Consider the following 26,713-nt stretch of genomic DNA (forward strand, 5'->3'; position numbering starts at 1 on the left):
CTTCTTGGCCGGCGCCTTCTTCGCGGTGCTGGTCTTCTTGGCCGGCGCCTTCTTCGCGGTGCTGGTCTTCTTGGCCGACGTCTTCTTCGCCGGAGCGGAAGTGGTCTTCTTCGCCGCTGCCTTGGCAGGAGCCGCAGCCTTGGCCGCAACGGCCTTCGCGGGAGCGGCAGCCTTCTTGGCCGGGGCCGCAGCCTTCTTCAGGGCCGGGAGCTTCTTGGCGCCGGAGACGACGTTCTTGAGGTCGGCGCCCGGGCTGAACTTCGGCACCGCCTTCTTCTTCGTCTTGACCCGGTCGCCGGTCTGCGGGTTGCGGACCCAACGGGCGTTGCGCACGGCCTTCTCGAACGATCCGAAGCCGGTGATGGCGACCTTCTCGCCCTTCGCGACCTGGCGGGTGATGGTGTCGAGCACGGAGTCGAGCGCGTGGGCAGCAGCCTTCCGGTTGCCGTCGTAGCGCTTCGCGAGCTCATCGACGAGCTGAGACTTGTTCACTACCTGTCCTTCCGCCTGGGCCCGGCTTTGGACCGGTCCGGGGCCGTCTAGTGCCGGGCCCCCGCCCGGCATCCTTCCTCGGCACGCTAGGCATTCGTGGCCGACCTCACAATGACCACGCCGTCAATGCGGCGGGTTTTTTCTTCGAAATGGGCCGAATTCACCGAATTTGCGCCCAATTGGGCTCAATCGACGGCGCCGGGCCAAAGATCCTCGGTCGCGTAGCGCTGGCCGATCGAGAAGTCGTACTGCACGAGACGCAGGTCCTCCAGCAAATCTGCGGACCGCGGATCCAGCGCATCTGCGGGGGTTTCGGCACCATCGCTGGTGATGATCCGGCCCTGCTGCAACGCACTCACGTGGGCGTGCACGCGGTCGAGCAGCGCGAGGTACGGCGGCACCGGCGCATCGGCGACCTGGTAGATGAGCGGAAGGAAGAACGACGGGCTCGTCAACGGCATCGGCCGGTGCGCGTTGCCTTCGCTGCTCCACACGAAGAACGGCGTCTGGTAGAGCCTGAGGTCGTCGTCGTTCTCGCTCTTCACCTCGGAGTCGTAGATGCCCGGCAGGTGGTCGCCGTAGAACAGCACGACCGACTTCTCGTCGCTGGCCTCGAGGTCGGAGAGGAAGCCCTCCAGCGCGACGTCGGTGTGCTCGAGCCCCCGTGCGTACTGGCCGATCCGGTCGGCCTGGTCGCCGTCGATGCCATTCACGCCGATCGGGTCGTCGTAGTGACCGTCGACCGGGATGTGGTTCTGCATCGTGACGAGGTTGATCATCAGCGGGTCGTCGTTGTCGTCGATCTGGTGCAGCACCTCGTCGAACGCCGCGGCGTCGTCGATGTAGGGGTTGTCGTCGATCGTCTCCTGCGACTGCATCGACGTGTCGTGGATGAACTCCTCGAACCCGAACGTCCGGTAGACCTGCTCGCGCTTGTAGAGCCCCACCATGTAGGGGTGGATCGCGATCGCCTGGTGGCCCTGTGACTTGAACCAGCCGACGGCCGACGGGTAGTCCTCGTAGTCGGAGACGAGCATCTGGTACGGCGACACCATCTGCGGCCGGAACAGGGCGATCGACTGCCCGGTCAGCGTCTCGAACTCCATGTTGGCCGTGCCGCCGCCGTACAGGTGGGCGAGCATCGTGCCGGACGTCGTCGCGTCCATCGTCCCCCGGATCCGCGGGATCGGGTCGCGCTCCAGCTCGAAGCCGTCGAGCTGCGTCGGGTCGGTGAAGGACTCGCTCAGCACGAGGATGACGTTGACGTCGTCGAGGCTGCCGGCGCGACCGCGGTTGATGCGCGCCGCGACCTGCGTGTAGCGATCGGTGATCCGCTCCATCGCGGCCTCGTCGTAGCCCGGAGGCTCGGCCATTGCCGAGATCGGCATGTTGTAGAAGAAGCCGCCGAGGAAGCCGTTGCTGCGGTAGTTGGTCTTCTGGTTCCAGTAGCGCCAGTGCTCGCCACGGACCTCGTAGACCTCGCGCCACAGGTTGCCCGGCTCGTTGAACCTCGTGGTCTGGAAGAGCAGGGTCGCCGTCGCCAGGAGCACGACGGCGCGGGTCACCCCGAGCCCCACAGCCTGCGCCCGCGGCAGGCTGCGCAACGACGGCCGGGGGTAGCGCCGCGCGAGACGCCGCCCGACCAGCACGCAACCGCCGACCAGCAGGGCGATCGCCAGCACCATCAGCACGGCCGTGGTCGGCGAGACGAACGCGCTCAGGAACCCCGGCTCGCTCAGGAAGTCGATGTCGCTGGGATAGATCGGCTCCTCACGGAGGTGGATCTTGACCCGGTTGGCAGCGGCGATCGGCAGCACGATCCCGCTGAGCACGCCGATCGACCACCACAGCCGCCCGATCAGCGACCACAGGAACATCAACGCCAGCCAAACGACGAACGTGTCGACGTAGAAGCCGACATAGATGACGAACTGGTCCGCTACCCACTGCGGCTCGCCCCTCCACAGGGTCGACACCTCCAGCACCAGGGTCAGCACCACCGCCACGAGGAGCGACAACAACGCGCCCCGCCGCACCACGACAGTGGGGCGGTGCGGCTGATCAGTAGGTTCGGCCGGCTCGCTCGTCGACGGCTCGATCACCGCGGAGTCGACCTCGTCGTCGCTGCCTGCCTCCGCAGGCGGGTCGGCGACGGAGGAGGTGGACACGCGGCCAATCGTAAGTTGCGACCCGGTGTCCCACAGGAATCGGCGAGAGGTCGCGCGTCGCCTCCGGATCGCTCAGGACGCCTGTGCCGCGCGGCACTCCCCGGCCCGCGCCAGCAGCGCGGCGTGCAGCTCGCGCACCTGCAGCGAGACCGGCAGGCTCGTGCCCTGGCGGACGGCGAGCGTCGCCAGCGTGGGCCGTCTGGGCGTCAGGCGCGCTGGGTGACGGGCTTCCAGCTCGGGCGGGTCGCCTCGTACGCCGTGATGGCGTCGTCGTGGCCGAGGGTGATCCCGATGTCGTCGAGGCCCTCGAGCAGGCGCCAGCGGGTGTAGGGATCGATGTCGAACGAGTCCTGCACCTCGCCGCCCGGCGTACTGACGGTCTGCGCCTCGAGGTCGACGGTGATCTCGCCACCCGGGTTGTCCTCGAGGTAGTCCCACAGCGCCTGGACGACCTTCTCGTCGACCTGCGCGGCGACCAGGCCGGCCTTGCCGGAGTTGCCACGGAAGATGTCGGCGAACCGGGCGGACAGGACGACCTTGAAGCCGTAGTTCTGCAGCGCCCACACCGCGTGCTCGCGCGAGGAGCCGGTGCCGAAGTCGGGGCCGGCGACGAGCACCGAACCGTTCTTGTAGGAGTCCTGGTTGAGCACGAAGGCCGGGTCGTTGCGCCAGGCGGCGAAGAGCCCGTCCTCGAACCCGGTGCGCGTCACCCGCTTCAGGTAGACCGCGGGGATGATCTGGTCGGTGTCGACGTTGCTGCGCTTGAGCGGTACGCCGACGCCGGTGTGGCTGGTGAACTTCTCCATCGGACTGGTCCCTCTCAGAGGTCGGCGGGCGAGGACAGGGTGCCCCGGACCGCGGTGGCGGCGGCGACGGGGATCGACACCAGGTGCGTGCGACCGCCCTTGCCCTGCCGGCCCTCGAAGTTGCGGTTGGACGTCGAGGCGCTGCGCTCCTGCGGCGCGAGCTGGTCGGGGTTCATGCCGAGGCACATCGAGCACCCCGCGCCCCGCCACTCGGCGCCGGCCTCGATGAAGACCTTGTCGAGGCCCTCCTCGATCGCCTGGTTGCGCACCCGGACCGAGCCCGGGACGACGAGCAGGCGAGTGCCCTCGGCGACCTTGTGGCCCTTGATGATCTCGGCCGCGAGCCGCAGGTCCTCGATACGGCCGTTGGTGCACGAGCCGACGAAGACGGTGTCGACCTTGATCTCGCGCATCGGGGTGCCGGCCTCGAGGCCCATGTACTCGAGCGCCTTCTCGGTCGCGACCTTGTCGGTCTGGTCCTCGAAGTCGTCGGGGCTCGGGACGTTCGCGCCGAGCGGCACGCCCTGGCCGGGGTTGGTGCCCCAGGTGACGAACGGCGTCATGGTGGAGGCGTCGAGCACGATCTCCTTGTCGAACTCCGCGTCCGCGTCGGTGACCAGCGTCTTCCAGTGGGCGACGGCGGCGCCCCAGTCAGCACCCTTCGGCGCCTCGGGCTTGCCCTCGATGTAGTCGAAGGTGGTCTGGTCGGGCGCGATCATGCCGGCCTTCGCGCCCCACTCGATCGACATGTTGCAGACCGTCATCCGGCCCTCCATCGAGAGCTCCTCGATGGCCTGGCCGCGGTACTCGACGATGTAGCCCTGCCCACCGCCGGTGCCGGTGTGGGCGATCAGGGTGAGGACGAGGTCCTTGGCGGTGACGCCCTCCGGCAGGCTGCCGTTGACGGTGACCGCCATCGTCTTCGGCTTGGCCTGCATCAGCGTCTGGGTGGCGAGCACGTGCTCGACCTCGGACGTGCCGATGCCGAACGCGATCGCGCCGAACGCACCGTGGGTGCTGGTGTGGCTGTCGCCGCAGACGATCGTCATGCCGGGCTGGGTGAGCCCCAGCTGCGGGCCGACGACGTGCACGATGCCCTGCTCGATGTCACCGAGCGGGTGGAGGCGGACGCCGAAGTCGGCGGCGTTCTTGCGAAGCGTGTCGACCTGGGTCTTGCTCACCGGGTCGGCGATGGGCTTGTCCCAGTCGAGCGTGGGGACGTTGTGGTCCTCGGTCGCGAGGGTGAGGTCGGGCCGTCGTACCTTCCGGTTCGCCAACCGCAGGCCGTCGAAGGCCTGGGGACTGGTCACCTCGTGAATCAGGTGGAGGTCGATGTAGAGGAGGTCAGGCTCCCCCGCCGTCGATCGGACGACATGCTCGTCCCACACCTTCTCCGCCAGGGTCTTGCCCATGACTCGCTCCTGTCTTGTCGACTCGTTCTCGGCCGTTCGGGTGACGGGTCTCACCTCCCTCACAGCTCGCTGTGGCAAGCCTACGCTTGCATCCCATGATCTGAGACGGCAGTATTGCCATATGGACAACTCGAGCGGTGTGGGCGTGCTGGACAAGGCCGCCCTGGTTCTCACGGCCCTGGAGTCCGGGCCCGCAACACTCGCCGGCCTGGTCGCCGGCACCGGTCTGGCGCGCCCGACGGCGCACCGGTTGGCCGTCGCCCTGGAGCACCACCGTCTGGTCGCGCGGGACATGCAGGGCCGGTTCGTGCTCGGCCCCCGGCTCGCCGAGCTGTCCGCCGCCGCTGGCGAGGACCGCCTGCTCGCGACCGCCGGCCCGGTGCTCGCGCGCCTGCGCGACATCACCGGCGAGTCCGCCCAGCTCTGGCGCCGCCAGGGTGACCACCGCGTGTGCGTCGCCGCGGCCGAGCGCCCCTCCGGCCTCCGCGACACCATCCCCGTGGGATCGCAGCTGACCATGCGCGCGGGGTCGGCCGCCCAGGTGCTGCTCGCCTGGGACGACCCGGACCGCATCCACCGCGGCCTGCAGAACGCGGCGTTCTCCGCGGCCGAGCTCTCCGCGATCCGCCGCCGGGGCTGGGCGCAGTCCGTCGGCGAGCGCGAGCAGGGCGTGGCCTCGGTGTCCGCCCCGGTCCGCTCCCCCGGCGGCAAGGTCATCGCCGCGGTGTCGGTGTCGGGACCGCTCGAGCGCCTGTCCCGCCAGCCGGGCCGGATGCACGCCCCCGCCGTACTCGCAGCCGCGGAGCGGCTCTCCGAGTCACTGCGGCGGGCCGCCGCGGAGTGACTTCGCTGCCTCGTTAGCCTCCGCGCATGACGCCGGTGGAGTACGTCGAACAGGTCGGTCAGCGGATGGCGGCCGACGGCTGCGACGTGACCTGGGGACAGGTCGGTCCGGTGCGAGCGCTCGTCGGCCACCGCAAGGACTTCAGGCTCTTGAGGATCCACCTGACCACTGTCGTGGCAGCGTTTCCGCCGGACGCGTTCTCCGTCGGCCAGTTCGCCCGCGATGTCTCGAGCTATGCGATCGAGCGCGCCGGCAAGGCCGCAGGCTGGGTGACCATCGAAGCCTTCGCCGTGATCGCGTGCGACACCGCACCACCCGACGCCACCGTGGCCGCGTCCGCACAGCCGGCCATTGAGTGGCTGTCCCGCACGCAGCCCGTGGTTGTCGAGACCGCGACCTGGCAGGTGCACACCTTCTCCGGCCGCATGTGGTGGGGCTCGGCTTTCAATGGCTACAAGCGCCGACGGCTGCAGAGGTACATCGTCCCGTCCGCCTGACGCGGCGAGCCCTCGACGGGCGCCCTCTGGCTTGGCGAGCCACTACTGGGCGTACAAAACTGTCGCTTGGCCGATGAACCTTCGTACTCCCAGCGACAGTTTCACCGGCCGGCCGGTGAAACTGTCTCCCGCCCGAGCTCAGAACAACGCGTCCTGCTCCAACGACAGCAGCGCCTGCTTGCGCTCGATGCCGCCGGCGTAGCCGATGAGCGTGCCGTTGGCCCCGATCACCCGGTGGCACGGGATGACGATCGGGATCGGGTTGGCGCCGTTGGCGAGGCCGACGGCACGGGAGGCGGCGTTCGACTTGCCGAGGCGGGCGGCGATCTGGCCGTACGACGCCGTCTCGCCGTAGCCGATCCTCGTCAGCTGGTCCCACACCGACTGCTGCCATGCGCTGCCGACGGGCGCCAGCGGCAGGTCGAAGTCCTTGAGGTCGCCGGCGAAGTAGTCGCGCAGCTGTCGGGCGGCCTCGACGAGGACCGGGTCGTCGTCGGCCCGGTCGCCCTTCGGCCGGCCGTCGGAGTTCCGGAACGGCGTGAACTCGATCTGGGTCAGGGCGCCGCCGCGCGCCACGAGCCGCAGCTCGCCGATCGGTGAGTCGATCACGGTCCAGGTCATGAGCTCTCCTCCAGTGAGGTCCACAGGTGTAGCAGGGCATAGGAGCGCCACGGCGCCCAGGCCGCCGGGTCGGCGGCCGTCGCACCGAGTGCGGTGACGGCGTGGCGCACGCCGAGGTCGGTCGGCAGGAACACGTCGGGGTGGCCGAGCGCGCGCAGCGCGATGTAGTCGGCCGTCCACGGCCCGATGCCGGGAAGCGCCAGCAGGGCATCGCGTACGGCGTCGCGGTCGGGGCCACGATCGAGGGAGACCTCGCCCGTGGCGAGCGCCGCGGCGAGGCCGGTGAGCGCCCGGCCGCGTGCTCGCGGCATCGGCAGCTGCTCGGGGTCGAGCGCGGCGATCGTCGCGGCGTCGGGGAAGAGATGGGTGAGCCCGGGCACGTCGCTGTCAATCGGGCGTCCGTGGGCGGCGACGAGCCTGCTCGCGACCGTCCGCGCACCGGCGACGCTCACCTGCTGCCCGAGCACGGCCCGGACCGCCACCTCGTCGCCCGCGACGTGACCGGGGACCCGGAGGCCGGGGCGGCGCCGGACGAGCGGCCCGATGACGGGGTCGCCCGCGAAGTGGTCGGCGACGGCGACCGGGTCGCAGTCCCCGTCGAGCAGCCGGCGGACCCGGGCGACCGCGGCCGCGGTGTCGCGGAGGTCGTGGAGGACGAACCGTGCCGGGACCATCGCCGTCTGCCCGGGGTCGAGCACGTCGCTGAGCTCGACCCGGACCGTGCCCGGGCCGTGCGGCAGGTCGAGGGTCCTCGCGTACCAGCCGTCACCGGCCACCTCCACGCCGTCGACCGAGCGAGGCGCGAGGAAACGCAGCAGTGCGGCACCGGCGAACGGCGTCCGCACCGCCAGCCGCAGCTCGATCGCGCCTGGCGTCCGTGCCCCGCCACGCCGGCCGCGCAGCTGGGTCGGCGTGGCGGCGTACACCTCGCGGATGGTGTCGTTGAACTGGCGGACGCTGGCGAATCCCGACGCGAACGCGACGTCGGCGAACGACAGCTCGGTCGTCTCCACCAGCACCCGCGCGGTCTGTGCCCGCTGGGCACGCGCCAGGGCGAGCGGACCCGCCCCGAGCTCGGCGGTGAGCACCCGCGACAGGTGACGCGTCGTGTAGCCCAGGCGCCGGGCCAGGCCGTCCACGCCCTCCCGGTCGACGACGCCGTCGGCGATCAGCCGCATCGCGCGTCCGGCCACCGTGGCGGCGACGTCCCAGTCGGGGCTGCCAGGCGTCGCGTCGGGGAGGCATCGCTTGCACGCGCGGTAGCCGGCCGCCTGCGCCGACGCGGCGCTGCGGTGGAAGGTCACGTTCTGCAGCCCCGGCGTCCGGGCCGGGCACGACGGGCGGCAGTAGATCCCGGTGGTCCGGACGGCGATGTAGAACACCCCGTCGAAGCGGCGGTCGCGCGACTTCACCGCGGCGTAGCAGGACTCGGTGTCGAGCCCCGGAATCCCAGCGATGGTCGTCGTCATGCGTTCATTCTGTACGGCGCCGCCGACATCTTCTCGCGGAAATCGGACACAGCCGTTGGGGCAGCCTCACGGAGGCGATCGAGCGACGTCCCGCGCAGCGACGCGCACTTCTGCCACCCTGGGCCCATGGTGGAGAACCCGATCGACCTGCTCGTCAAGTCGCAGCAGGTCGCACTCAAGCTCGCCGGAGACACCCTGCGCACCGTGCGGAACACCGCCGTCACGGGCGTCACCCAGCCCGACGAGCTGGTGCGCCAGGTCGGCGACCTCGCCGGCGCGGTGGCCGGCATGGCCGGCGCCATCACCGGCCTGGCCGGCGCGACCGCCCAGCCGCTGCAGGACTTCATCGTGCGCCAGCGCGAGCTCGCCGAGACGGTGGCGACCCTGGCCGAGGCCCAGTCGGAGCTCGCCTCGGTCGTCGCCACGCTGGCCGAGCGCCATGCCGACGCGGTCACCGCCCTGGAGCGGGTCACCGCACCGGTCTTCGCCGTGGTCGGCACCGACCCCACTCCCCCGAAGACGCGTGCCTCCCGGGTGACGGCCAGGGCCGAGGCCGCCGCGACGAAGAACGCGCCCGTGAAGCCGGCACCTCCGAAGAAGGCTCCGGCGAAGAAGGCCGACTCCTAGCGGACCCGGCAGGCACTGCGGCCAGGGCCGACGAGCGGGTCAGCGCAGGAGGTTGCCGAGACCGCCGAGCGGACTCTGCTGCTGGACCTGCTGACCGCCGTCCTGGGCACCGCCGAACCGCATGTTCTCGCTCGGCTGGACGATCACGAAGCCCTGGCCGTGGAAGCCGAGCTGGAACTCCTCGCCCGACGTGCGCCCGATCAGCGCCTTCATCCCGATGTCGGTCTTCAGCTGGATCTGGAGGCCGGCCGACCAGCACACCGCGGCGTCGGGGTCGACGAAGGTCGCAGCCTCGTGGGTCTGCAGCAGCAGCGGCGGGCCGTCGGTGACGAGCGCGACCTGACCGGTGCCGCTCAGGGTGGTGTTGAAGAGGCCGCCGGACATCATGCCCGCACCACGGACGAGCTGGATGTCGTCCTGCAGCGACTCGGAGTAGGCCAGGATGTTCGCCCCGTTGACCGAGATCGAGTCGTTCTCGAGCTCGATGACGTGCACGTCCATGCCGAGCTTCGCGAGGAAGATCTCGCCGGTGCCCTGCATCCGCATGATCGGCAGGCCTTCGCCGGTCACCTTCTGCTTGATCCACTTGCCGACGCCGCCGGCGCCCTGGGCGTCGAACCGGACGTCGCCCTGGTAGGCGACCATCGCTCCCTGCAGCGCCTTCACACTGCCCTGGGAGAGCTCGATCTTCATCATCTTCGAGTTCTGCTTGACGAAGTTGCCCGGGCCCTCGACCTCGTGGTTCTCCTGGGCGAACAGATCACTGCGCATGGGGGTGTCTCACTTCTGGTGGGATGACGGTGGTCAGACCCCGAGAAGCCCGGGCCTCGAGGACCCGGACGGGTCATGTCTACCCCGAAGATTTCATGCGCACACCAGAATCGGCATCGTCCTCGAGGACTATCCACAACGGCTCCCCGAGGGGAGCTCGACCACCGGGTCGTGGGACCTCAGCTCGACCGAGGAGCTGAGTCGAGATCGATGAGGACCTTGCCGACCACGCCGGCCTCGACGGCGTCGTGGGCGTCTGCGGTCTGCTCCAGGTCGAAGTGACGCAGCGGCAGGCCGTGGTGCTCGCCGACGTCGAACGCCTGGTCGGCGATCGCCGCGTTGATGGCGTCGGCGGCCGCCCTCAAGTCGCGCTCCTCGAGCTCGTAGACGAGGAGGAAGCGGTAGCGACAGTTCTTCGACCACGCGTCCCGGACGGGGATGGACACCGTCGGGCCGCCCTCGGTGCCGTAGACAGCGATCGTGCCGCCGTTGGCGATCACCTGCAGGTCGAGATCGCGGTTCACCTCCGGCGCGACCTCCACGACGAGGTCGATGCCGCTCGGGGCGAGGGCCGCGATCTCCGCCGTGGTGTCGGGCTCGCGGTAGTCCAGCACGTGGTGGGCGCCCGCAGCAGTCGCGAGTGCGCCCTTCGCGGGACTGCTCACCGTTGCGATGACGGTTGCACCCGCCCATCGGGCGAGCTGGATCGCCGCGTTGCCCACCGCTCCGGCACCGCCGGCGACGAGGACCCACTGGTCGCGCAAGGCGTCGGGACCGAGCTCGGAGACGCGACCGCTCGTCAACGCGCAGTGCGCGGTGACGGCGGGGATCCCGAGCGATGCACCGAGGTCGAACGAGGCTGCGTCAGGCAGCGGAACCGCCCGCCGCTCCGGGATCGCGACCAGCTCGGCGGCGGTCCCGTAGGGGCGCTCGTGCTGGGCGAGCATGACCCAGACCCGGTCTCCGACCTGATGGCTGCCGACGCCGGGTCCGACCTCGACGACGGTGCCAGCGCCGTCCTCGCCCGGCGTGACCTCGTCGAACGCCGGCGGGGAGAGGAGGCGACCCTTCCAGTCAGTCGGGTTGACGCCTGCCCGCGCCAGCCGCACGAGGACCTCGTCGTGGGCGACCCGGGGCTGCGGGCGCTCGCACACCTCGAGCACCGAAGACGGACCGTTCTGTCGGTAGACGACCGCCTTCATGCCGCGCTCCAGGTGCAGCTCACGTGAGGCTGCCGTTCTCGAGCACGCGTCTGAGCTGACGGCTCTGGGCGACGAGCCGACCGTCCTCGTCCCACATGTCGCACTCGTCGATCGAGATGCCCGCACCCGTCTGCACGTTCCTCTGCTGGGCGAGCGTCCAGCCCGTGAGGAGGGTCTCCGTCGTCGGCGGCCGGTGGAGGTGCACCGAGATCTCGAGCGAGGGCACCGGCACCGGCATGTCGAGCACGGCGTAGACGCCCGGAGGCATCGCGTCCGCCAGCGTGAGCATCGTCGACAGGGGGCTCTCTGGCTCTCGCAGGCGAAGCCATGCGGTCAGCTCAGCACGAGACGCGCCGCTCAACGGCAGGATGTCGGTCGCAGGCCTGATGTCGAGCTTGCGGGCGAAGGGATACAGCAGCTCCGCCTCGCGGAAGTCGTTGCACTCCTCCGCAGGCGGCACCTCGGGAGCCGGACGCGCGGGCACGACGATCTCTCCGGTGCTCGCCGTGAACGAGCAGGTCGAGAGCGTGGTGATCCTTCCGTCCTGCGACAGGGACACCGTCACCGTGGCCGACGACCGCGAGGCGTGGTCGAGCACCGCCGCCGCCTCGACCGGGCCGGGTCGGACGGCGCCGAGGAAGCGAGTGCTCATGGCGCGCAGTGGTAGACCGTCCACCAGCCCGGTCGCCACTCCGGCGGACAGCGCCATGACGCGCCCGCCGTGCATGCCGGGCCAGGCCAGCCACTCCTCCTCGACCAACAGCGACGCGGAGGTGGCAGGTTCGGAGTTCGTCGAGACCGCCATGCTGCCAGCGTAGCGGACCTGACTTGGAGAAGCCATAGTCAGATGGGTCACTCATCGGGCGGCCGTAAAAACGAAGAAGATCCGGACCTGAGTCAGGTCCGGATCCTTCGTTGGTACCCCCGACCGGATTCGAACCGGCGCTACCGCCTTGAGAGGGCGGCGTGCTAGGCCGCTACACAACGGGGGCGTGGTTGCTCGTGAGCAACCTGCGGAACTCTAGCGATCCCCGTCCGGACCGGCCAAATCGGAGCCGTCCAGAGCCTGTTCACGCGAGAACTCGCTGGTCTACTAGGACTCGAACCTAGACTAACTGGACCAGAACCAGTCGTGCTGCCAATTACACCATAGACCATTGTTTTACTGGTGTTCAGCGCCCTTCCCCGAAGCTCCGGGAGCCGACGAGAAACCTTACACGCGGGGTCGTTTCGCCTCCAAAACGCCCACCGGCGCGGACGTCTCGAGGCGCCGCCGGCGGGCGATCCAGGCGACCAGGCCGAGGTAGGTCAGCGACTGGACGAGGGTCCCGGGCAACAGCCACCACGTGCCGGCGACCGGCGCGAGAGCCTCGGTGATGTCGCCGAAGAGCAGCGACAGGCCGAAGAACGCCCAGTTGTTGAGGACGTGCATGGCGATGCCCGCCTCCAGCCCGCCGGTCACGATCACCAGCGCCCCGGCCACCAGCCCGAACGCGAACCGGTCGATGAACACCGGTGGGTCCTGGACGCCGTGCGCGAGGGCGAACAGCAGCGCTGGTACGCCGACCGCGACCGCCGTGCCCACCCGGCCCGGCACCACGCCGCCGACGGCCTGGGTGAGGTAGCCGCGGAACGCGTACTCCTCCCCCGCTGCCTGGAGCGGGATCAGCAGCAGCACGATGAGGGCGAACGCGACCGTCCGGTCGGTCATCTCGTTGACACCGCCGTCGACTGCGGCACCACCGCTCTCGGGCAGCACCATCGCCACCGCCAGGGCCGCGCCGAGTGCCACGACCGACAGGACCACGCAGACGAGGAGCCAGCGCCAGCGGATCCGGCCGACCACGGACGCGACCCAACCTCCGTCCAGTGCCTGCGCCAGCCGGGTGGCGAGGATCACGACCGGCACGGCCGCCGCCAGGCTCAGGCAGACCACGACCAGGCCGACCGGCGTCAACGGGTCGATGCTGTCCTGGCCGTACGGCTCACCGATCAGGTCGTAGCCCTGGACGAGGAGCCCCGGGACCACGAGCAGGAGCGCCACCACCATCCCGAGCACGCCCAGCAGGGCCCGGCCCCAGCCGGCCCGGCCGAGGCGGTGCAGCTGGTGGTAGCGCAGTCGCGCGCCGGCGTCAGCCGAGGGCACGCTGCAGGCGACCCAGGCTGCGGTCGCGGCCCAGCAGCTCCATCGACTCGAACAGCGGCGGGGACACCCGCCTGCCGGTCACCGCGACCCGCACCGGACCGAACGCGGTGCGCGGCTTGAGCCCGAGACCTTCCACCAGCGCCTGCTGGAGCGCGGTCTGGATCGCGTCGGTCGACCACGGGTGGAGGTCCGCCAGCGCGTCGTACGACGCCTTGACCACCTCCAAGCCCTGGTCGTCGAGCAGCTTCTCGGCATCGGCCGGGTCGACGGCGAACGCGTCGTCGTCGACGAACAGGAAGCCGAGCATGTCCGAGGCCTCGGTCAGCTTGTTGATGCGCTCGGCGACGAGCGGCATGGCGAGCTCGAGGAGCTGCGCGTCGGCGTCGTGGACCGGGTCGCCGACCACGCCGTCGCGCTTGAGGAACGGCAGCGCCCGGTGGGTGATCTCCTCGACCGACAGCAGCCGCATGTGGGCGGCGTTGATGGCCTCGGCCTTCTTGAGGTCGAAGCGGGCCGGGTTGGGGTTGACGTCGCCGATGTCGAACTTCTCGACCATCTCCGCCATCGAGAAGACGTCGCGGTCCGGGGCGATCGCCCACCCGAGCAGGGCGAGGTAGTTGAGCAGCCCCTCGGGGAGGAAGCCGCCGTCCCGGTAGGCCAGCGCGTGCGCCTGCGGGTCCCGCTTGGACAGCTTCTTGTTGCCCTCCCCCATCACGTAGGGCAGGTGGCCGAAGCGCGGCGTGGAGTCGGTGATGCCGAGGGCGATCAGCGCGTCGTACAGCGCGAGCTGGCGCGGCGTCGACGACAGCAGGTCCTCGCCCCGGAGAACGTGGGTGATCCCCATCAGGGCGTCGTCGACCGGGTTGACCAGCGTGTAGAGCGGCTCGCCGTTGGCGCGGCACAGGGCATAGTCCGGGACGAACTGGGTCTCGAAGCTGATCTCGCCGCGCACCAGGTCGTCCCAGGTGATGGTGCCGTCCGGCATCCGGAACCGCACGATGGGCTTTCGGCCTTCGCCCTGGAACGCGGCGACCTGCTCGGACGTGAGCTCGCGGCAGAAACCGTCGTAGCCCATCACCTTGGAGCCGGAGGCCTTGCGCCGGGCGTCGACCTCCTCGTTGGTGCAGTAGCACTCATAGGTGTACGACGACGCGCGGAGCCGGTCGAGCGCGTCGGCGTAGAGGTCGCCCCGCTCGCTCTGGCGGTACGGCGCGTGGGGACCGCCGACCTCCGGCCCCTCGTCCCAGTCGAGACCGAGCCAGCGCATCAGCTCGATGAGCGCGTCGTAGGACTCGTCGGTGTTGCGAGCCGCGTCGGTGTCCTCGATCCGGAACACGAACGTGCCGCCGTGGTGTCGCGCGAACGCCCAGTTGTAGAGGGCGGTGCGCACCAGACCGACATGCGGGCTGCCGGTCGGCGAGGGTGCCATCCGCACCCTGACTGCGCTCATGGGGCTCATCGTCGTTCCACCTTGTTCGTCAGTGCTCCTAGTCCTTCCACGAAGACCTCGACCTCGTCGCCGGGGTCCATCGAGCCCACGCCCTCCGGCGTCCCGGTCAGGATGACGTCGCCCGGGAGCAGCGTCATCGCTGCGGAGATGTAGGCGACGAGGTCCGGGATGTTCCACGACATGTCGGCCGTGGTGCCGTCCTGGACCACGTCGCCGTTGAGGAAGGTCTGCACCCGCCGGCCGTCGATGAACGCCTGCGGGTCGAGGTCGTTCTCGATCCAAGGGCCGAGCGGGCAGAAGGTGTCCATCCCCTTCGCCCGGGCCCACTGGTTGTCCGTCTTCTGCAGGTCGCGGGCCGTCACGTCGTTGGCGATCGTGTAGCCGAAGATGACGTCGGTCGCCTGCTCCGCAGGTACGTCGCGGCAGATCCTGCCGATCACGACCGCGACCTCGCCCTCGTAGCTGAGGTGCGAGGTCTGGGGCGGGTAGAGGATGTCGTCGTTCGGCCCGATCACACTGGTGTTGGGCTTGAGGAACAGCAGCGGCTCGGCGGGCTGGTCACCGCCCATCTCCGCGGCGTGCGCGGCGTAGTTCTTGCCGACGCCCACGACCTTGCTGCGCGGCAGCACCGGCGCGAGGAGCTTCACGTCGGCGAACCGGTGCTCCTTCTCGAGCACCCTCATGCCGACGTACATCGGGTCGCCGGCCAGCTCCACGACCACCGCGTCCTCGGTCGGCTGGCCGAACTGGTCCAGGTCGCCGGTGACCACCCCGTACGCCGGTTCGCTCTGCCCGTGGTCGGCTGCCGTGAATCTCGCGATGCGCACCGGGCGAGCCTATCCGGCTCGCCCGGTGCGTCCCCGACCAGTAGTGCCGTCAGTACCCCGGGGTCAGGCTGGAGGTGAAGGACAGGTCGATCTCGTCCTTGTAGGCGGTGAACTCGGCGTTCCCGCCGACGACCTTGACGCTGGGGCCTACCCGCCAGCCGGTGTCGACGAGCTCGCCCTGCTGGTCGACCTTGACGTAGATGCCGGACTTGAACCCTGCGTCGACGACGTTGCCCAGCTTGCCACCGCCCTTCGCGCCGGCCCAGAAGGAGACGTTGCCCGTGCGGAAGTCGAACTTCACGTCCACGAACACGTTCAGCAGCGGCAGGATCTCCGCCGAGAACGACTGCTCGATCCGCTCGCAGCTGACCTTGAGCGACGTCGGACCGAGCGACGCCTTCAGCGACAGGTTCTTCAGGCCTGCCTCGCACGCCCCCGGCGACTGCACGTCCACGTTGGGCGGTGGGCTGAGGATCTCGGCAGGGACCGGCTCGACGCAGTGGTCCTTGTGGAGGTTCACGTTGTGCGACCAGAACTGGGCCTGCTGGACCAGCAGGGCGTAGACGCCCCGTTCGAGACCGTCGATGCGGTTCAGCGCGAGCTGGTGCGCCTCCTCGTCGATGAGGTTGGCGGCGTACCCGGTCATCAGCTTCGACCAGATCTCGAAGTACGTGTTCGCCCTGTCCTGTGCCGCGAGGATCCGTGTCCGCCACCGGACGTGCGCCGAACTGAGCGCCGGTCGACACGTCCTGTTGATCTCGATCTCGAAGCAGTTCGGGTCGTTGGAGCCCTCGCAGGCGGCCCAGGCGTCCTCGCTCAGCTCGCGGTAGGTGTACGGCACCTCCCCTGTGCCGCCGCCCCAGAAGTCCTCGTTGATCTCGGTGAGCTTGTCGATCTCGCCGAAGAGCGCCTGCTGGGCGGTCTCCACCTCTCCCTCGAGGTGGGTGCTGTAGAGGAGGCTGAAGATCGAGTCCCGCCGGTCGATCTCCGCGCGGGTGCGCGCGTCGTCGGTGTCCCGGAGGTGTCGCTCGAGGCGGTTGGCCTCGTCGATGTTGGCCTGGATCTCGGCCTGGAAGCCCTGCGCGATGCCCCAGTAGACGTCGCGCATCCGCGCCGCCTGGGCCGGCGTCTCCGCGATCGGGAGCTGGCGCAGCGGCACGGCCTCGCCCCGGGTGATGTCGATGTCGGGATCGGGCCGGACGGGGTCCTTGGTCGGCGGGGTCGTGGGGACCTCCTCGTCGGAACGCTGCCGGCTGCGCCGGATGTAGCGCGTCGCGATCGCGTCCTTGCCCTTGCACGCAGCCACCGTGGCGAGGCCGGCGTCCGCCTCCGAGAGGAGGGGGGCGAGCTGCTTGGCGGCCAGGAACAGCCTGTCGGCGGCGTCGAGGCGGCCGGTCATCACCAGCGCCTGGCCGCGGATGACGGCAGCCGTCGCCTCGTGCGGGATGCCGAGCGGCGCCCGCAGGAAGTCGCGGCCGATCGCCGCGTCGAGGAGGGCGATCGCCTCGTTCGGGAGACCGACGGACGTGGCCAGGGCTGCGGCGTTGACGAGGTGGGTTCCCCGGCTCGGCTGGAGCCGGTGCGCCTCGAGCAGCGCGGCGAGGGCGAGCCCCGGCGAGCCGCCGGTCAGGGCGCCTGCGGCGGTCTTCTGCGCCTCTTCGGGCGTGTCCGCCTGGCCCGACGACCGCAGGTCGGCGATCCCGCCGGGCGCCTTCGCCTCGAGGAACGCGCGCACGCTTCCGAGCGCGCCGTCGAGGGTGTACCGCTTCACCGGGTAGGTGCTGTTGCAGAAGATCTTGACGAACCTGAGCGAGTCCTGCTCGTCGTCCGGCCAGCGGTAGGTCTCGGCGAAGGTCTGGACCGAGAGGTCGCCCTCGGTGCCCACGGCCTCCCTGACCGCCAGCGTCCTCGTCGCCGGCAGGCAGTTGTTGCCCTCCTCCGACTCACGGACCTTGCCGTAGTCGTCGGCGCAGACGAGCACCGTGTAGCTGCCGGCGGGGACGCCGGCCGGCACCGTGAACCTGACCGCAGCCACGCGGCGCCGGGCGCCGGGGACGATCGACCGGACCGTCGCCCTGCCGACGAGGCGGAGGTCGGTGAGCGCGGAGCGCGGGTTGGTGCGGCTCCGGCGCCGCTCCTCCAGGCTCGCCGAGGCGTCGGGTGTCAGGTAGACGCGGGTCGTGGTCGGGCCGGCCTTGCGCCGGCCGCGGTTCTGGACGGTGTGGGTGACCGTGACCTGGGCGCCCTCGACGACCGTCGTCTTGTCGACGCTGGCCTTCGAGACGCGGAGGTCGGCCCGGCCGGCGGCCTCGGCCGGGGTCGGCGCGAGAGCCAGCAGCGTGCCGACGACGGCGGTGACGGCGCCGGCCGCGAGGGCCGCGCGGTAACGCGACCTGGCGGTGGAACGGGGGTTCATCGTGTGATCTCCAGAGCTGACGGAAGTTGCCGAGCCCGTCACCGAGTCGGGCGCGCGTGCCGAGGCAAACAGACGAAGGTCGACGTCGCATCCCACTTGGACGGCTCCGAGCGCGAGCTCCGCCGAAGATTCATCCCTCGGAACGATGGGCTCCCTTCCGGGCCGGAAGGGCTGGTAGGCCCACCGTTGCCAAGGCCGGTTGGGTGGCACTTGAGCGCGACTTGAGGCGCGGTCCCTAGGCTGGCTCCTCGTGGAGGTGCGGGACGTGCAGGTGCTGAGCGAGACGGTCTGGCGGGAGCGCGCCGCTGCTCACGCCGCCCGCGTCGACCGCTACCTGGCGCCGCACCTGCAGCGCCGCTCCGCGGGGTTGAAGCACCCCGTCTTCGACTTCCTCTTCACCTACTACTCGTTCCGACCGTCGCAGCTGCGGCGCTGGACGCCGGGGTTCGGGCAGGACCCGGCCGTGACCGCCGAGTACGTCGCCGAACGCGCTCCGCTCATCCGCTCGCTGCACCGGTTGCTCACCGCGACCGCCGGACGCACCGGGCACTTCGGCTGCTTCGGCCTGCACGAGTGGGCGATGGTCTACCGGCTCACCGAGGACGAGACCCGGCACGCGGACTGGCCGCTCCGGCTCGGCCCGGCCGGCACCGACGCCGTCGTCGAGCAGCACCGGATCGCCTGCTCCCACTTCGACGCCTACCGCTTCTTCACCGAGCCGGCCCGCCCGCTCAACACCCTCTCCCCCGGCCGCGACGACCGGCCGTCGTACGAGCAGCCGGCGTGCCTGCACGCCGGCATGGACCTCTACAAGCACGCCTTCCGGCTCTCACCGATGGTCCCGTCCGACCTCGTCGCCGACTGCTTCGAGCTGGCGTGGGACATCCGGGTGATGGACATGAGGGCGGCGCCCTACGACCTCGCGGAGCTCGGCTTCGATCCCGTGCGGATTGAGACGCCGGAGGGCAAGGCGGAGTACGTCGCCGCCCAGCGCGCCTTCGCCGAGCGCGGAGCGCCCTTGCGGAAACGGCTGATCGAGGAGTGTGAGCGCCTGCTGACCGATCGGACTGCGAGATTGCGACCACAGTCGGATCCGCGCGACGCGATGACGCCGTACCCTCCGAAGGCATGACGCATGTTCACGACGCGGTCATCGTCGGCGCCGGCTTCGGCGGCATGGGGGCGGCCATCCAGCTCCGCCGGATGGGGTACGACGACCTGCTGATCCTCGAGCGCGAGGACGACCTCGGCGGCACCTGGCACGTCAACCGCTACCCCGGCCTGGCAGTCGACATCCCGTCGTCGACGTACTCCTACTCGTTCGAGCCGAACCCGCACTGGTCCCGGCTGTTCGCGCCGGGTGCGGAGCTCAAGGCCTACGCGACCCACGTCGCGGACAAGTACGACCTGCGCCGGCACATGCGCTTCGGCACGGTCGTCGACGGTGCACGTTGGGACGAGGACACATCCGTCTGGGAGGTCACTCTCGAGGACGGCACCGTCGAGCGCGGCCGCTACCTGCTCACCGCGACCGGCTTCCTCTCACAGCCGCGGATGCCCGACATCGCGGGCATCGAGGAGTTCGCCGGCGACGTCGTCCACACGACCCGCTGGGACGACGACGTGGAGCTCGAGGGCAAGCGGATCGGCGTCATCGGCACCGGCGCGACCGCCGTACAGCTCATCCCGAAGCTGGGCAACGTCGCCGGTCACCTCACCGTCTTCCAGCGCACCCCCATCTACGTGAGCCCCAAGATCGACGGCAAGGTGCCCGGACCGGTGCGCGCCGCGTTCGCGAAGGTCCCGTTGACCCAGAAGGCCGCACGCCTGGCGGGCACGTCGATCCTCGAGGTGATGATGGTCGCCGGCGTGCTGCACTACCGGAACATGCCGTGGGCCAACGCCATCGGCAAGGCCGCGTGCGAGCGCCACCTCAAGCGCCAGGTCAAGGACCCCGAGCTGCGCGCCAAGCTGACACCCGACTACGACTTCGGCTGCAAGCGCCCGACCTTCTCCAACACCTACTACCCGACCTTCCTCAAGCCGCACGTCGACCTCGAGACCACCGCGATCGACCACGTCGACGAGAGCGGAATCGTCACCACGGACGGACGGCGGGTCGACCTCGACGTCCTGGTTCTCGCCACCGGCTTCAACCTCTGGGAAGCCAACTTCCCGGCGATCCGGGTGGTCGGCCGCGAGGGCCGCGACCTCGGCAAGTGGTGGCGGGACAACCGGTTCTGCGCCTACGAGGGCATCACGGTCCCGAAGTTCCCGAACTTCCTCTCCCTCAACAGTCCCTACTCCTACTCAGGTCTGTCCTACTTCACGACCATCGAGACCCAGATGGCCCACATGGAGCGACTGCTCACGGCGATGCGTGAGCGGGACGCCGAGGTGTTCGAGGTGACCGAGGAGGCCAACGACGCGTTCCTCGACCGGATGACCGAGCTCCTCGGCAACTCCGTCTTCAGCGCCGGCAGCTGCGCCACCGCGCGGAGCTACTACTTCAACCAGCACGGCGAGGCCGTCCTGCTCCGTCCCACCTCGACGATCAGCGCGCACCGCGAGGCGGCGCGGTTCCCGATCGACGACTACACGTTCCGTACGGCGAAGCAGCCCCTCCCCGCCGCTGGTTGAGACCTAGCCGTCCATCGCGTTCGGGTCCCGCCACTGGCGCTCGAAGGGGAGCCGCCAGGCGAACGGCGCGATGAGCTGGTGGATCTGGTTGGGCCCCCAGCTGCCCTGGCGGTACGGCCGGACGATCGGCGGGTCGTCCAGCAGCGGGGCCGAGACCTCCCACAGTCGCTCGATGCCCTCGGCGGAGGTGAACAGGGTCTGGTCACCCCGGGCTGCGTCGTAGATGAGCCGCTCGTAGGCCTCGAGCACCGAGCCCGCCCAGGTGGTGTCCTGCATCGCGAACTGCATCGAGAGCTTGTCGAGCTTCATGCCCGGCCCCGGCCGCTTGCCGTAGAACGACAGCGACATCCTCGCCTTGTCGGCGAGGTCGAAGGTCAGGTGGTCGGGGCCGTGGTCGCCGACACCGGAGTTCCTCGGGAACATCGACCGCGGCGGCTCCTTGAACGCGATCGAGATGATCCGTGCGCCCTCGGCCATCCGCTTGCCGGTGCGCAGATAGAACGGCACGCCGGCCCAGCGCCAGTTGTCGATGTAGCACTTGAGGGCGATGAACGTCTCGGTCTCCGATTCGCGCGCCACCCCCTTGATGTCGCGGTAGCCCTGGTACTGGCCGCGGACGACGTCCGCGGGGTCGATCGGGAGCACCGACCGGAAGACCTTGTTCTTCTCCTCGTTGATCGCGTCCGGCGACAGCGAGGTCGGCGGCTCGAGCGCGATGAAGGCCAGCACCTGGAACAGGTGCGTCACGACCATGTCCTTGTAGGCGCCGGTGGACTCGTAGAACGCCGCACGCTGGTCGAGGCCGAGCTCCTCGGGTACGTCGATCTGGACGTGGTCGATGTTGTTGCGGTGCCAGATCGGCTCGAAGAGCCCGTTCGCGAACCGGAAGGCCAGGATGTTCTGTGCCGCCTCCTTCCCGAGGAAGTGGTCGATGCGGTAGATCTGCGACTCGTCGAAGACCCGGTGCAGCTTGCCGTTGAGCTCCTGCGCGGAGGCGAGGTCGACCCCGAACGGCTTCTCCATGATGATCCGGCTGCCCTTGGCCAGGTCGGCCTCCTGCAGGGTGTTCACCACGGAGAGGGCCGCCTTCGGCGGAACGCTGAGGTAGTGCAGCCTCGTGCGCTCGCCCTCCGACGTGGCCTCGGCCTTCTCGACCGCGGACCGGAGCCCGGCCGGACCCTCCGCGCCCGGCGCCCAGTGCAGGCGCTTGGCGAACTCCGACCAGGCGGCCATGTCGCCGTCGTTGCCCGAGAACTCCTGCACCGCCTCGTGCACGAAGTCGATGAAGGACTCCTCGGTGTACTCGTCCAGCGACGTGCCGATGATCTGCAGGTCGGGGATGAGCGTGCACTCGAACAGATGGAGAAGACCGGGCAGCAGCTTGCGCCGCGACAGGTCGCCCGTGGCTCCGAAGAGCACGACCGTCACAGGTTTCATGTCTTCCACTGTGCCTCCCGCCTGTTGCTACGACTCTAACGATTCGAGCCGAGCGGCGAGCCCGTCCAGGACGATCCCCAGGCCGAGTGCGAAGTCGGCGTCGTCGTCGCTCTCGTGGGAGAGCACGAACCGCACCAGGCTCCGGGCGCCCACCCGCGCGAGGCGCTGGTCCGCGCCGCCCCGCTCGAGCGCCGACCGCATCGGCCGTTCGAGCGCCGCGGAGTCGGACCGGTGCACCTGGGCGATCAGTGCAGCGCCGTCGCGGTGCCGGCGCATCGCGTCGCGCAGGCCGACGCACAGCAGGTGGACCTCGGCGTCCCAGGCGACGATCTCGGCCGGACGGCGGCCGCGGCGCAGGATCTCGTCGGCGACCGCCGCGAGCAGCGCGGCCTTGTTGTCGAAGTGGTGGTAAAGCGCGCCCGCCTGAACCCCCAGGTCGGCCGCGAGCCTGCGCATGGAGAGCGCCTCGAGGCCGGTCTCGTCGAGGACGCCGATCGCGCGCTCGACGACTTCCGAACGGTGGTAGCCCATGTGACACTCCCTGCCTGACCGTCTATCGTGACGCCTGAACAGTGTTCAACTTGAGGTTCAACTTAACGTGTCTAGGAGTGCCATGAGCGCGCAGTTCGACCAGATCGCCACCCGGATCCTCGAGGGCGGGCCGGACTCTGGAGCCACCGAGGCCGACGCGCTCGCCGTGCTCCGTGCCGATGACAGCGAGCTGATGAGCCTCGTCGCCGCGGCCAGCCGACTGCGCCGCGAGTACTTCGGCAACACCGTCAAGGTCAACTACCTGGTCAACCTCAAGTCCGGTCTGTGCCCGGAGAACTGCAACTACTGCAGCCAGGCGCTGGGCTCGCAGGCGCCGATCCTCAAGTACTCCTGGCTGTCGAAGGACGAGACCCTCAAGCAGGCGGGCGCCGGCCTCGCCGGCGGCGCGACCCGTGTGTGCATGGTGTCCTCCGGCCGGGGCCCGTCGGACCGCGACATCGACAAGGTCACCGAGATGACCGAGGCGCTCAAGTCGGAGTACCCCGATGTCGAGGTCTGTGCCTGCCTCGGCCTGCTCAAGGACGGCCAGGCCGAGCGCCTCAAGTCGTCCGGCGTCGATGCCTACAACCACAACATCAACACCGCCGAGTCCCACCACGACACCATCGTCCAGACGCACACGTACGACGACCGCGTCGAGACCATCGGCAAGGCCAAGTCGGCCGGCCTCTCCCCCTGCTCCGGGCTGATCGCCGGTCTCGGCGAGACCGACGAGCAGCTGGTCGAGGCGCTCTTCGCGCTCAAGAAGCTCGACGCCGACTCGATCCCGGTCAACTTCCTCATGCCGTTCGACGGCACCCCGTTCGAGGACACCTGGGAGCTCACCCCCGGCCGCTGCCTGCGGATCCTCGCGATGGCGCGCTTCGTGTGCCCCGACAAGGAGGTCCGGATCGCCGGTGGCCGCGAGATGCACCTGCGCTCGCTCCAGGCGATGGCCCTCCAGGTCGCCAACTCGATCTTCCTCGGCGACTACCTCACCTCCGAGGGCCAGGAGGCGAAGGCCGACATCGAGATGATCCGCGACAACGGCTTCGTGATCCTGGGTGCCGAGGATGCCTTCGAGGACGGCTCCCCGGTGGTCGAGCCTGTCGAGACCCCCGACCCCGCCATCCGCCACCGCGGCGCCGGCACCGAGGTGCCTGCGAACGCGTGAGCACGACCCGGCCGGAGGAGCTGCTCGCGTTCGACCGCGAGCACCTCTGGCATCCCTACACCTCGATGACGGACCCGACGCCGGTCCGGCTGGTCACCGGCGCCCGCGGGTGCGAGATCGAGGTCGACGGCCGCTCCGTCGTGGACGGCATGTCGTCGTGGTGGTCGGCGATCCACGGCTACCGGCACCCGGAGCTCGACCGCGCGCTCGGTGAGCAGGCCGCCCGCTTCAGCCACGTGATGTTCGGCGGCCTCACCCACGAGCCCGCGGTCGCGCTGGGCCGGAGGCTGGTCGACATCACGCCGGCCGCGCTGGAACGGGTGTTCCTCGCCGACTCCGGCTCGGTGTCGGTCGAGGTGGCGATGAAGATGGTGCTGCAGTACCAGCGCGGCGTCGGTCGGCCCGAGCGCACCCGGATGCTGACCGTGCTCGGGGGCTACCACGGCGACACCTTCGACTGCATGTCGGTGACCGACCCGGTCGGTGGGATGCACTCGATGTGGTCAGGGCTGCTGCCGGAGCAGGTCTTCGGGCCGCGGCCCCCGCGCCACGACGCGGGTCCGGACGACATCGCGGCGTGGAGCGCACAGCTCCGGGCGGTCGCCGCCGAGCACGCCCACGAGCTGGCCGGGCTCATCGTCGAGCCGCTGCTCCAGGGCGCCGGCGGGATGCACCCCTATCCGGCCGAGTGCCTGGCCGTCTTCCGCGAGGTTGCCGACGAGCACGGCCTGCTCCTCGTCTTCGACGAGATCGCCACCGGCTTCGGTCGCACCGGCCACCTCTTCGTCTCCGAGCTGGTGACGCCCGACGTGCTCTGCCTCGGCAAGGCGCTGACGGGCGGCTACCTCACGCTCGCCGCCGTGCTCACCACGGATGCGGTCGCCCGCGGCATCTCGGCGTCGGAGTCGGGCGTGCTCATGCACGGCCCCACGTTCATGGGCAACCCGCTCGCGTGCGCGGTGGCGCTCGCGAGCATCGACCTCCTGCTGTCCGGCGACTGGCTGGGCCGGGTGGGCCACGTCAACGAGCGGCTGACGGCCGGGCTCGCGCCGTTGCGCGATCTCCCCGGCGTGGTGGACGTCCGCACGATAGGCGCCGTCGGGGTGGTCCAGCTCGACCATCCCGTCGACGTGGTCGCCGCCACGGACGCGGCCCTCGCGGCAGGCGTGTGGCTGAGGCCGTTCCGCGACCTGATCTACACGATGCCGCCGTACCCCATCGGCACCGAGGAGCTGGACCGCCTGCTGGGTGGCATCACCGAGGCGGTGAAGGCCGGATGACCTCCACCCCGCGAAACACGTGGCACGACTGGCTCGCGGCCGAGGCGGCGAAGCGCGAGGAGGCGGGCCTCACCCGGCGGCTGCGCCCGCGCGCCGCGGACGACTCCACCATCGACCTCGCGGGCAACGACTACCTCGGCCTGTCCCGCGACCCCGAGGTCCGGCGGGCCGCTGCCGACGCCGCGCTCACCTGGGGCGGCGGCGCCGGGGCGTCGCGGCTGGTGACCGGGACCCTCGACCTCCACGCACAGCTCGAGAGCGAGCTCGCCGACTACCTCGGCCAGCCGTCGGCTCTCGTGCTGTCCTCCGGCTACGCCGCGAACCTCGCCGTCGTCACCGCGCTCGCCGACCGGTCCGCGCACATCATCTCCGACGCCCACATCCACGCCTCGCTCGTCGACGCCGCCCGGCTGTCCCGGGCCCGGCTGACGGTGGTGCCGCACAGCGACGTCGACGCGGTCCGCGCCGCGCTGGAGGCATCCGAGGGCGAGCGCACGCTGGTGCTCGCGGAGTCGGTCTACTCGGTCCTCGGCGACGCGGCCCCGCTCGCCGACCTGGCCGAACTGTGTGCGACGTACGACGCCCTGCTCGTCGTCGACGAGGCGCACGGCCTCGGGGTGCACGGTCCCGGCCTGGTCGCGCAGGCCGGTCTCGCCGGGCACCCCCACGTGGCCGTGACCGCGACCCTGTCGAAGTCGCTCGGCAGCCAGGGCGGCGCGGTGCTCGGCCCGAGCGCGCTGCGCGAGCACCTGGTCAACCGGGCGCGGCCGTTCATCTTCGACACCGCGCTGGCGCCCGCACCGACCGCAGCCGCTCAGGCGGCGTTGCGCGTGCTCCGGTCGCGGCCTGGCCTCTCGGACCTCGTTCGCGACCGGGTCCGCGCGCTGGCCGACGCCCTCGGCGTCGTGGCTCCGGACGGGGCGGTCCTGTCGATCCCGATGCCGTCGCCGCAGACGGCCATCGCCGCCCAGTCCGCGGCGTTCGCCGACGGCATCCGGGTGGGCTGCTTCCGTCCCCCTTCGGTGCCCGACGGCATCTCCCGGCTGCGGGTCACCGCGAGCGCCGGCATCGTCGCCGCCGACTGGGACCGCGCGGTCGACGTGATCGTGGCGGTCGCCAAGGAGCACCAGTGACCCGACGGCGGGTGGTCGTCGTCACCGGCACGGACACCGGCGTGGGCAAGACGATCGCGACCGCCGCCCTCGCAGCGACGACTGCCGGCGACGTGGTGGTCGTGAAGCCGGTGCAGACCGGGATCGCCGACGAGCCGGACCGTGACGTGGGGACCGTGCAGCGACTGACCGGCCGGCCGGTGGAGGAGTACGTCGCGCTCGACGACCCGCTCGCGCCCGACACCGCCGCGCGCCGGCAGGGTGTCGCCATCCCCCCGGTGTCGGAGCACGTCGAGCGGATCCGGTCCCTCACCGACCGGCACGACACCGTCCTCGTCGAGGGAGCCGGCGGCCTGCTGGTGCGGCTCGACACCGACGGCGGCACGCTGCTGGACCTCGCAGCCGCGCTCGCGAGGACACTGCCGGCCGACGTACGGCTCGAGGTGGTCGTCGTCTGCCGCGCCGGGCTCGGCACGCTCAACCACACCGAGCTCACCGTCGGTGCGCTCCGGGCCCGCGGCATCGAGCCAGCCGGCCTCGTCATCGGGTCGTGGCCCGCCGAGCCCGGCCTCGCCGAGACCTGCAACCGCACCGACCTGCCCCGCGTGACCGGGGTGCCCGTGCTGGCCGTGCTCCCCGAGGGGGTGGGCGGAATGAGCCGTGACGAGTTCGTCGCCGCCGCACCCCGGTGGCTGGGCGCTGAGGGATCTGAACGATCAGTAGGCGGCCACCCCTTCCCAGCCGGCCCCGAGTGTGCCTAGCGTGGATCCATCGTCATCGGGGGTATGACG

General features: G+C 70.4%; 24 protein-coding genes and 2 tRNA genes. 9 read left to right on the plus strand and 17 right to left on the minus strand.

Features of this window, described 5'->3' with window-relative positions:
• The 4 genes from F0U47_RS17330 to leuC all read right to left on the minus strand — a co-directional run.
• A partial coding sequence (locus F0U47_RS17330) for an HU family DNA-binding protein (RefSeq protein ID WP_149751743.1) occupies positions 1-492 on the minus strand: 492 nt, incomplete at its 3' end.
• A gap of 185 nt (positions 493-677) precedes the next feature.
• The gene (locus F0U47_RS17335; RefSeq protein WP_149751744.1) at positions 678-2,660 is read right to left on the minus strand and encodes an LTA synthase family protein; all 1,983 of its coding nucleotides are present in this window, start codon (positions 2,658-2,660) and stop codon (positions 678-680) included.
• 206 nt (positions 2,661-2,866) lie between these two features.
• Positions 2,867-3,466, minus strand: a complete 600-nt coding sequence (gene leuD, locus F0U47_RS17340) for a 3-isopropylmalate dehydratase small subunit (RefSeq protein WP_149751745.1) — start codon at positions 3,464-3,466, stop codon at positions 2,867-2,869.
• Positions 3,467-3,480: 14 nt separating this feature from the next.
• Positions 3,481-4,878 carry a 3-isopropylmalate dehydratase large subunit gene (gene leuC / locus F0U47_RS17345; protein WP_149751746.1) on the minus strand — a complete coding sequence of 466 codons (1,398 nt, stop codon included), beginning with the start codon at positions 4,876-4,878 and terminating at the stop codon, positions 3,481-3,483.
• A gap of 121 nt (positions 4,879-4,999) precedes the next feature.
• Here leuC and F0U47_RS17350 point away from each other — a divergent pair, with 121 nt between their 5' ends.
• Complete coding sequence (locus tag F0U47_RS17350; protein WP_109696101.1) at positions 5,000-5,722, plus strand: IclR family transcriptional regulator; 723 nt, start codon at positions 5,000-5,002, stop codon at positions 5,720-5,722.
• 26 nt (positions 5,723-5,748) lie between these two features.
• Positions 5,749-6,219, plus strand: coding sequence for a hypothetical protein (locus F0U47_RS17355; RefSeq protein WP_149751747.1), 471 nt, complete (start codon positions 5,749-5,751; stop codon positions 6,217-6,219).
• Between the two features lie 138 nt (positions 6,220-6,357).
• Here F0U47_RS17355 and F0U47_RS17360 read toward each other — a convergent pair whose 3' ends face one another.
• Positions 6,358-6,840 (minus strand): methylated-DNA--[protein]-cysteine S-methyltransferase, encoded by a 483-nt coding sequence (locus tag F0U47_RS17360; RefSeq protein WP_149751748.1) that lies wholly within the window; start codon positions 6,838-6,840, stop codon positions 6,358-6,360.
• Entirely contained in the window at positions 6,837-8,309 is a 1,473-nt protein-coding gene (locus tag F0U47_RS17365; RefSeq protein WP_149751749.1) for an AlkA N-terminal domain-containing protein, read from the minus strand. Before F0U47_RS17365 ends, F0U47_RS17360 begins: the two co-directional genes overlap by 4 nt.
• A gap of 126 nt (positions 8,310-8,435) precedes the next feature.
• On the opposite strand from F0U47_RS17365, the gene F0U47_RS17370 reads away from it, so the two are divergent.
• Complete coding sequence (locus tag F0U47_RS17370) at positions 8,436-8,936, plus strand: hypothetical protein (RefSeq protein ID WP_149751750.1); 501 nt, start codon at positions 8,436-8,438, stop codon at positions 8,934-8,936.
• 39 nt (positions 8,937-8,975) lie between these two features.
• Here F0U47_RS17370 and F0U47_RS17375 read toward each other — a convergent pair whose 3' ends face one another.
• From F0U47_RS17375 to F0U47_RS17415, 9 genes are all read right to left on the minus strand, one after another.
• Positions 8,976-9,707 (minus strand): AIM24 family protein, encoded by a 732-nt coding sequence (locus F0U47_RS17375; protein ID WP_149751751.1) that lies wholly within the window; start codon positions 9,705-9,707, stop codon positions 8,976-8,978.
• Between the two features lie 179 nt (positions 9,708-9,886).
• Positions 9,887-10,909 (minus strand): NADPH:quinone reductase, encoded by a 1,023-nt coding sequence (locus tag F0U47_RS17380; RefSeq protein ID WP_149751752.1) that lies wholly within the window; start codon positions 10,907-10,909, stop codon positions 9,887-9,889.
• A 19-nt stretch (positions 10,910-10,928) separates the two neighbouring features.
• A complete protein-coding gene (locus tag F0U47_RS17385) occupies positions 10,929-11,714 on the minus strand; it encodes an acyl-CoA thioesterase (RefSeq protein ID WP_188111404.1) in 786 nt (261 codons plus the stop codon).
• Positions 11,715-11,825: 111 nt separating this feature from the next.
• Positions 11,826-11,901 (minus strand) — tRNA-Glu (locus F0U47_RS17390).
• Between the two features lie 93 nt (positions 11,902-11,994).
• A tRNA-Gln gene (locus tag F0U47_RS17395) sits at positions 11,995-12,066 on the minus strand.
• A 56-nt stretch (positions 12,067-12,122) separates the two neighbouring features.
• Entirely contained in the window at positions 12,123-13,055 is a 933-nt protein-coding gene (locus F0U47_RS17400; protein ID WP_246159680.1) for a CPBP family intramembrane glutamic endopeptidase, read from the minus strand.
• Complete coding sequence (gltX, locus tag F0U47_RS17405) at positions 13,042-14,505, minus strand: glutamate--tRNA ligase (protein WP_438362083.1); 1,464 nt, start codon at positions 14,503-14,505, stop codon at positions 13,042-13,044. The genes F0U47_RS17400 and gltX overlap by 14 nt, the downstream gene beginning before the upstream one ends.
• 5 nt (positions 14,506-14,510) lie before the next feature.
• Positions 14,511-15,332, minus strand: coding sequence for a fumarylacetoacetate hydrolase family protein (locus tag F0U47_RS17410; RefSeq protein WP_149751755.1), 822 nt, complete (start codon positions 15,330-15,332; stop codon positions 14,511-14,513).
• 49 nt (positions 15,333-15,381) lie between these two features.
• Complete coding sequence (locus tag F0U47_RS17415; protein WP_149751756.1) at positions 15,382-17,748, minus strand: CARDB domain-containing protein; 2,367 nt, start codon at positions 17,746-17,748, stop codon at positions 15,382-15,384.
• Positions 17,749-17,998: 250 nt separating this feature from the next.
• On the opposite strand from F0U47_RS17415, the gene F0U47_RS17420 reads away from it, so the two are divergent.
• The gene (locus F0U47_RS17420; protein ID WP_306439309.1) at positions 17,999-18,880 is read left to right on the plus strand and encodes a 3-methyladenine DNA glycosylase; all 882 of its coding nucleotides are present in this window, start codon (positions 17,999-18,001) and stop codon (positions 18,878-18,880) included.
• Positions 18,877-20,388: a flavin-containing monooxygenase gene (locus F0U47_RS17425; RefSeq protein WP_149751757.1), complete on the plus strand. Its 1,512-nt coding sequence runs from the start codon at positions 18,877-18,879 to the stop codon at positions 20,386-20,388. The genes F0U47_RS17420 and F0U47_RS17425 overlap by 4 nt, the downstream gene beginning before the upstream one ends.
• Positions 20,389-20,391: 3 nt before the next feature.
• On the opposite strand, the gene zwf is transcribed toward F0U47_RS17425, so the two are convergent.
• A complete protein-coding gene (gene zwf, locus F0U47_RS17430) occupies positions 20,392-21,825 on the minus strand; it encodes a glucose-6-phosphate dehydrogenase (protein ID WP_149751758.1) in 1,434 nt (477 codons plus the stop codon).
• A 27-nt stretch (positions 21,826-21,852) separates the two neighbouring features.
• Positions 21,853-22,356: a TetR family transcriptional regulator gene (locus F0U47_RS17435; RefSeq protein ID WP_149751759.1), complete on the minus strand. Its 504-nt coding sequence runs from the start codon at positions 22,354-22,356 to the stop codon at positions 21,853-21,855.
• Between the two features lie 82 nt (positions 22,357-22,438).
• Here F0U47_RS17435 and bioB point away from each other — a divergent pair, with 82 nt between their 5' ends.
• Genes bioB through bioD form a run of 4 tightly spaced genes read left to right on the plus strand, consistent with a single transcriptional unit; the run spans position 22,439 to position 26,683 of the window.
• Positions 22,439-23,530, plus strand: coding sequence for a biotin synthase BioB (gene bioB / locus F0U47_RS17440; RefSeq protein WP_149751760.1), 1,092 nt, complete (start codon positions 22,439-22,441; stop codon positions 23,528-23,530).
• Positions 23,527-24,810 carry an adenosylmethionine--8-amino-7-oxononanoate transaminase gene (locus F0U47_RS17445; RefSeq protein WP_149751761.1) on the plus strand — a complete coding sequence of 428 codons (1,284 nt, stop codon included), beginning with the start codon at positions 23,527-23,529 and terminating at the stop codon, positions 24,808-24,810. Before bioB ends, F0U47_RS17445 begins: the two co-directional genes overlap by 4 nt.
• Entirely contained in the window at positions 24,807-25,943 is a 1,137-nt protein-coding gene (locus tag F0U47_RS17450) for an 8-amino-7-oxononanoate synthase (RefSeq protein ID WP_149751762.1), read from the plus strand. The genes F0U47_RS17445 and F0U47_RS17450 overlap by 4 nt, the downstream gene beginning before the upstream one ends.
• Positions 25,940-26,683 carry a dethiobiotin synthase gene (gene bioD, locus F0U47_RS17455; RefSeq protein WP_149751763.1) on the plus strand — a complete coding sequence of 248 codons (744 nt, stop codon included), beginning with the start codon at positions 25,940-25,942 and terminating at the stop codon, positions 26,681-26,683. The genes F0U47_RS17450 and bioD overlap by 4 nt, the downstream gene beginning before the upstream one ends.
• The last annotated feature ends 30 nt before the right edge of the window (positions 26,684-26,713 follow it).

Source organism: Nocardioides antri (genome assembly GCF_008373765.1).
GTDB classification, from domain to species: Bacteria; Actinomycetota; Actinomycetes; order Propionibacteriales; family Nocardioidaceae; genus Nocardioides; species Nocardioides antri.

Bases quoted from the DNA above. Each gene is read 5' to 3' on its own strand.
- F0U47_RS17375 (WP_149751751.1), bottom strand. From the start codon at position 9,707: ATGCGCAGTGATCTGTTCGCCCAGGAGAACCACGAGGTCGAGGGCCCG.
- zwf (WP_149751758.1), bottom strand. From the start codon at position 21,825: ATGAAACCTGTGACGGTCGTGCTCTTCGGAGCCACGGGCGACCTGTCG.
- F0U47_RS17415 (WP_149751756.1), bottom strand. From the start codon at position 17,748: ATGAACCCCCGTTCCACCGCCAGGTCGCGTTACCGCGCGGCCCTCGCG.
- F0U47_RS17435 (WP_149751759.1), bottom strand. From the start codon at position 22,356: ATGGGCTACCACCGTTCGGAAGTCGTCGAGCGCGCGATCGGCGTCCTC.
- leuC (WP_149751746.1), bottom strand. From the start codon at position 4,878: ATGGGCAAGACCCTGGCGGAGAAGGTGTGGGACGAGCATGTCGTCCGA.
- bioB (WP_149751760.1), top strand. From the start codon at position 22,439: ATGAGCGCGCAGTTCGACCAGATCGCCACCCGGATCCTCGAGGGCGGG.
- F0U47_RS17365 (WP_149751749.1), bottom strand. From the start codon at position 8,309: ATGACGACGACCATCGCTGGGATTCCGGGGCTCGACACCGAGTCCTGC.
- F0U47_RS17355 (WP_149751747.1), top strand. From the start codon at position 5,749: ATGACGCCGGTGGAGTACGTCGAACAGGTCGGTCAGCGGATGGCGGCC.
- F0U47_RS17380 (WP_149751752.1), bottom strand. From the start codon at position 10,909: ATGAAGGCGGTCGTCTACCGACAGAACGGTCCGTCTTCGGTGCTCGAG.
- F0U47_RS17385 (WP_188111404.1), bottom strand. From the start codon at position 11,714: ATGGCGGTCTCGACGAACTCCGAACCTGCCACCTCCGCGTCGCTGTTG.
- F0U47_RS17450 (WP_149751762.1), top strand. From the start codon at position 24,807: ATGACCTCCACCCCGCGAAACACGTGGCACGACTGGCTCGCGGCCGAG.
- gltX (WP_438362083.1), bottom strand. From the start codon at position 14,505: ATGAGCGCAGTCAGGGTGCGGATGGCACCCTCGCCGACCGGCAGCCCG.
- leuD (WP_149751745.1), bottom strand. From the start codon at position 3,466: ATGGAGAAGTTCACCAGCCACACCGGCGTCGGCGTACCGCTCAAGCGC.
- F0U47_RS17360 (WP_149751748.1), bottom strand. From the start codon at position 6,840: ATGACCTGGACCGTGATCGACTCACCGATCGGCGAGCTGCGGCTCGTG.
- F0U47_RS17350 (WP_109696101.1), top strand. From the start codon at position 5,000: ATGGACAACTCGAGCGGTGTGGGCGTGCTGGACAAGGCCGCCCTGGTT.
- F0U47_RS17425 (WP_149751757.1), top strand. From the start codon at position 18,877: ATGACGCATGTTCACGACGCGGTCATCGTCGGCGCCGGCTTCGGCGGC.
- F0U47_RS17370 (WP_149751750.1), top strand. From the start codon at position 8,436: ATGGTGGAGAACCCGATCGACCTGCTCGTCAAGTCGCAGCAGGTCGCA.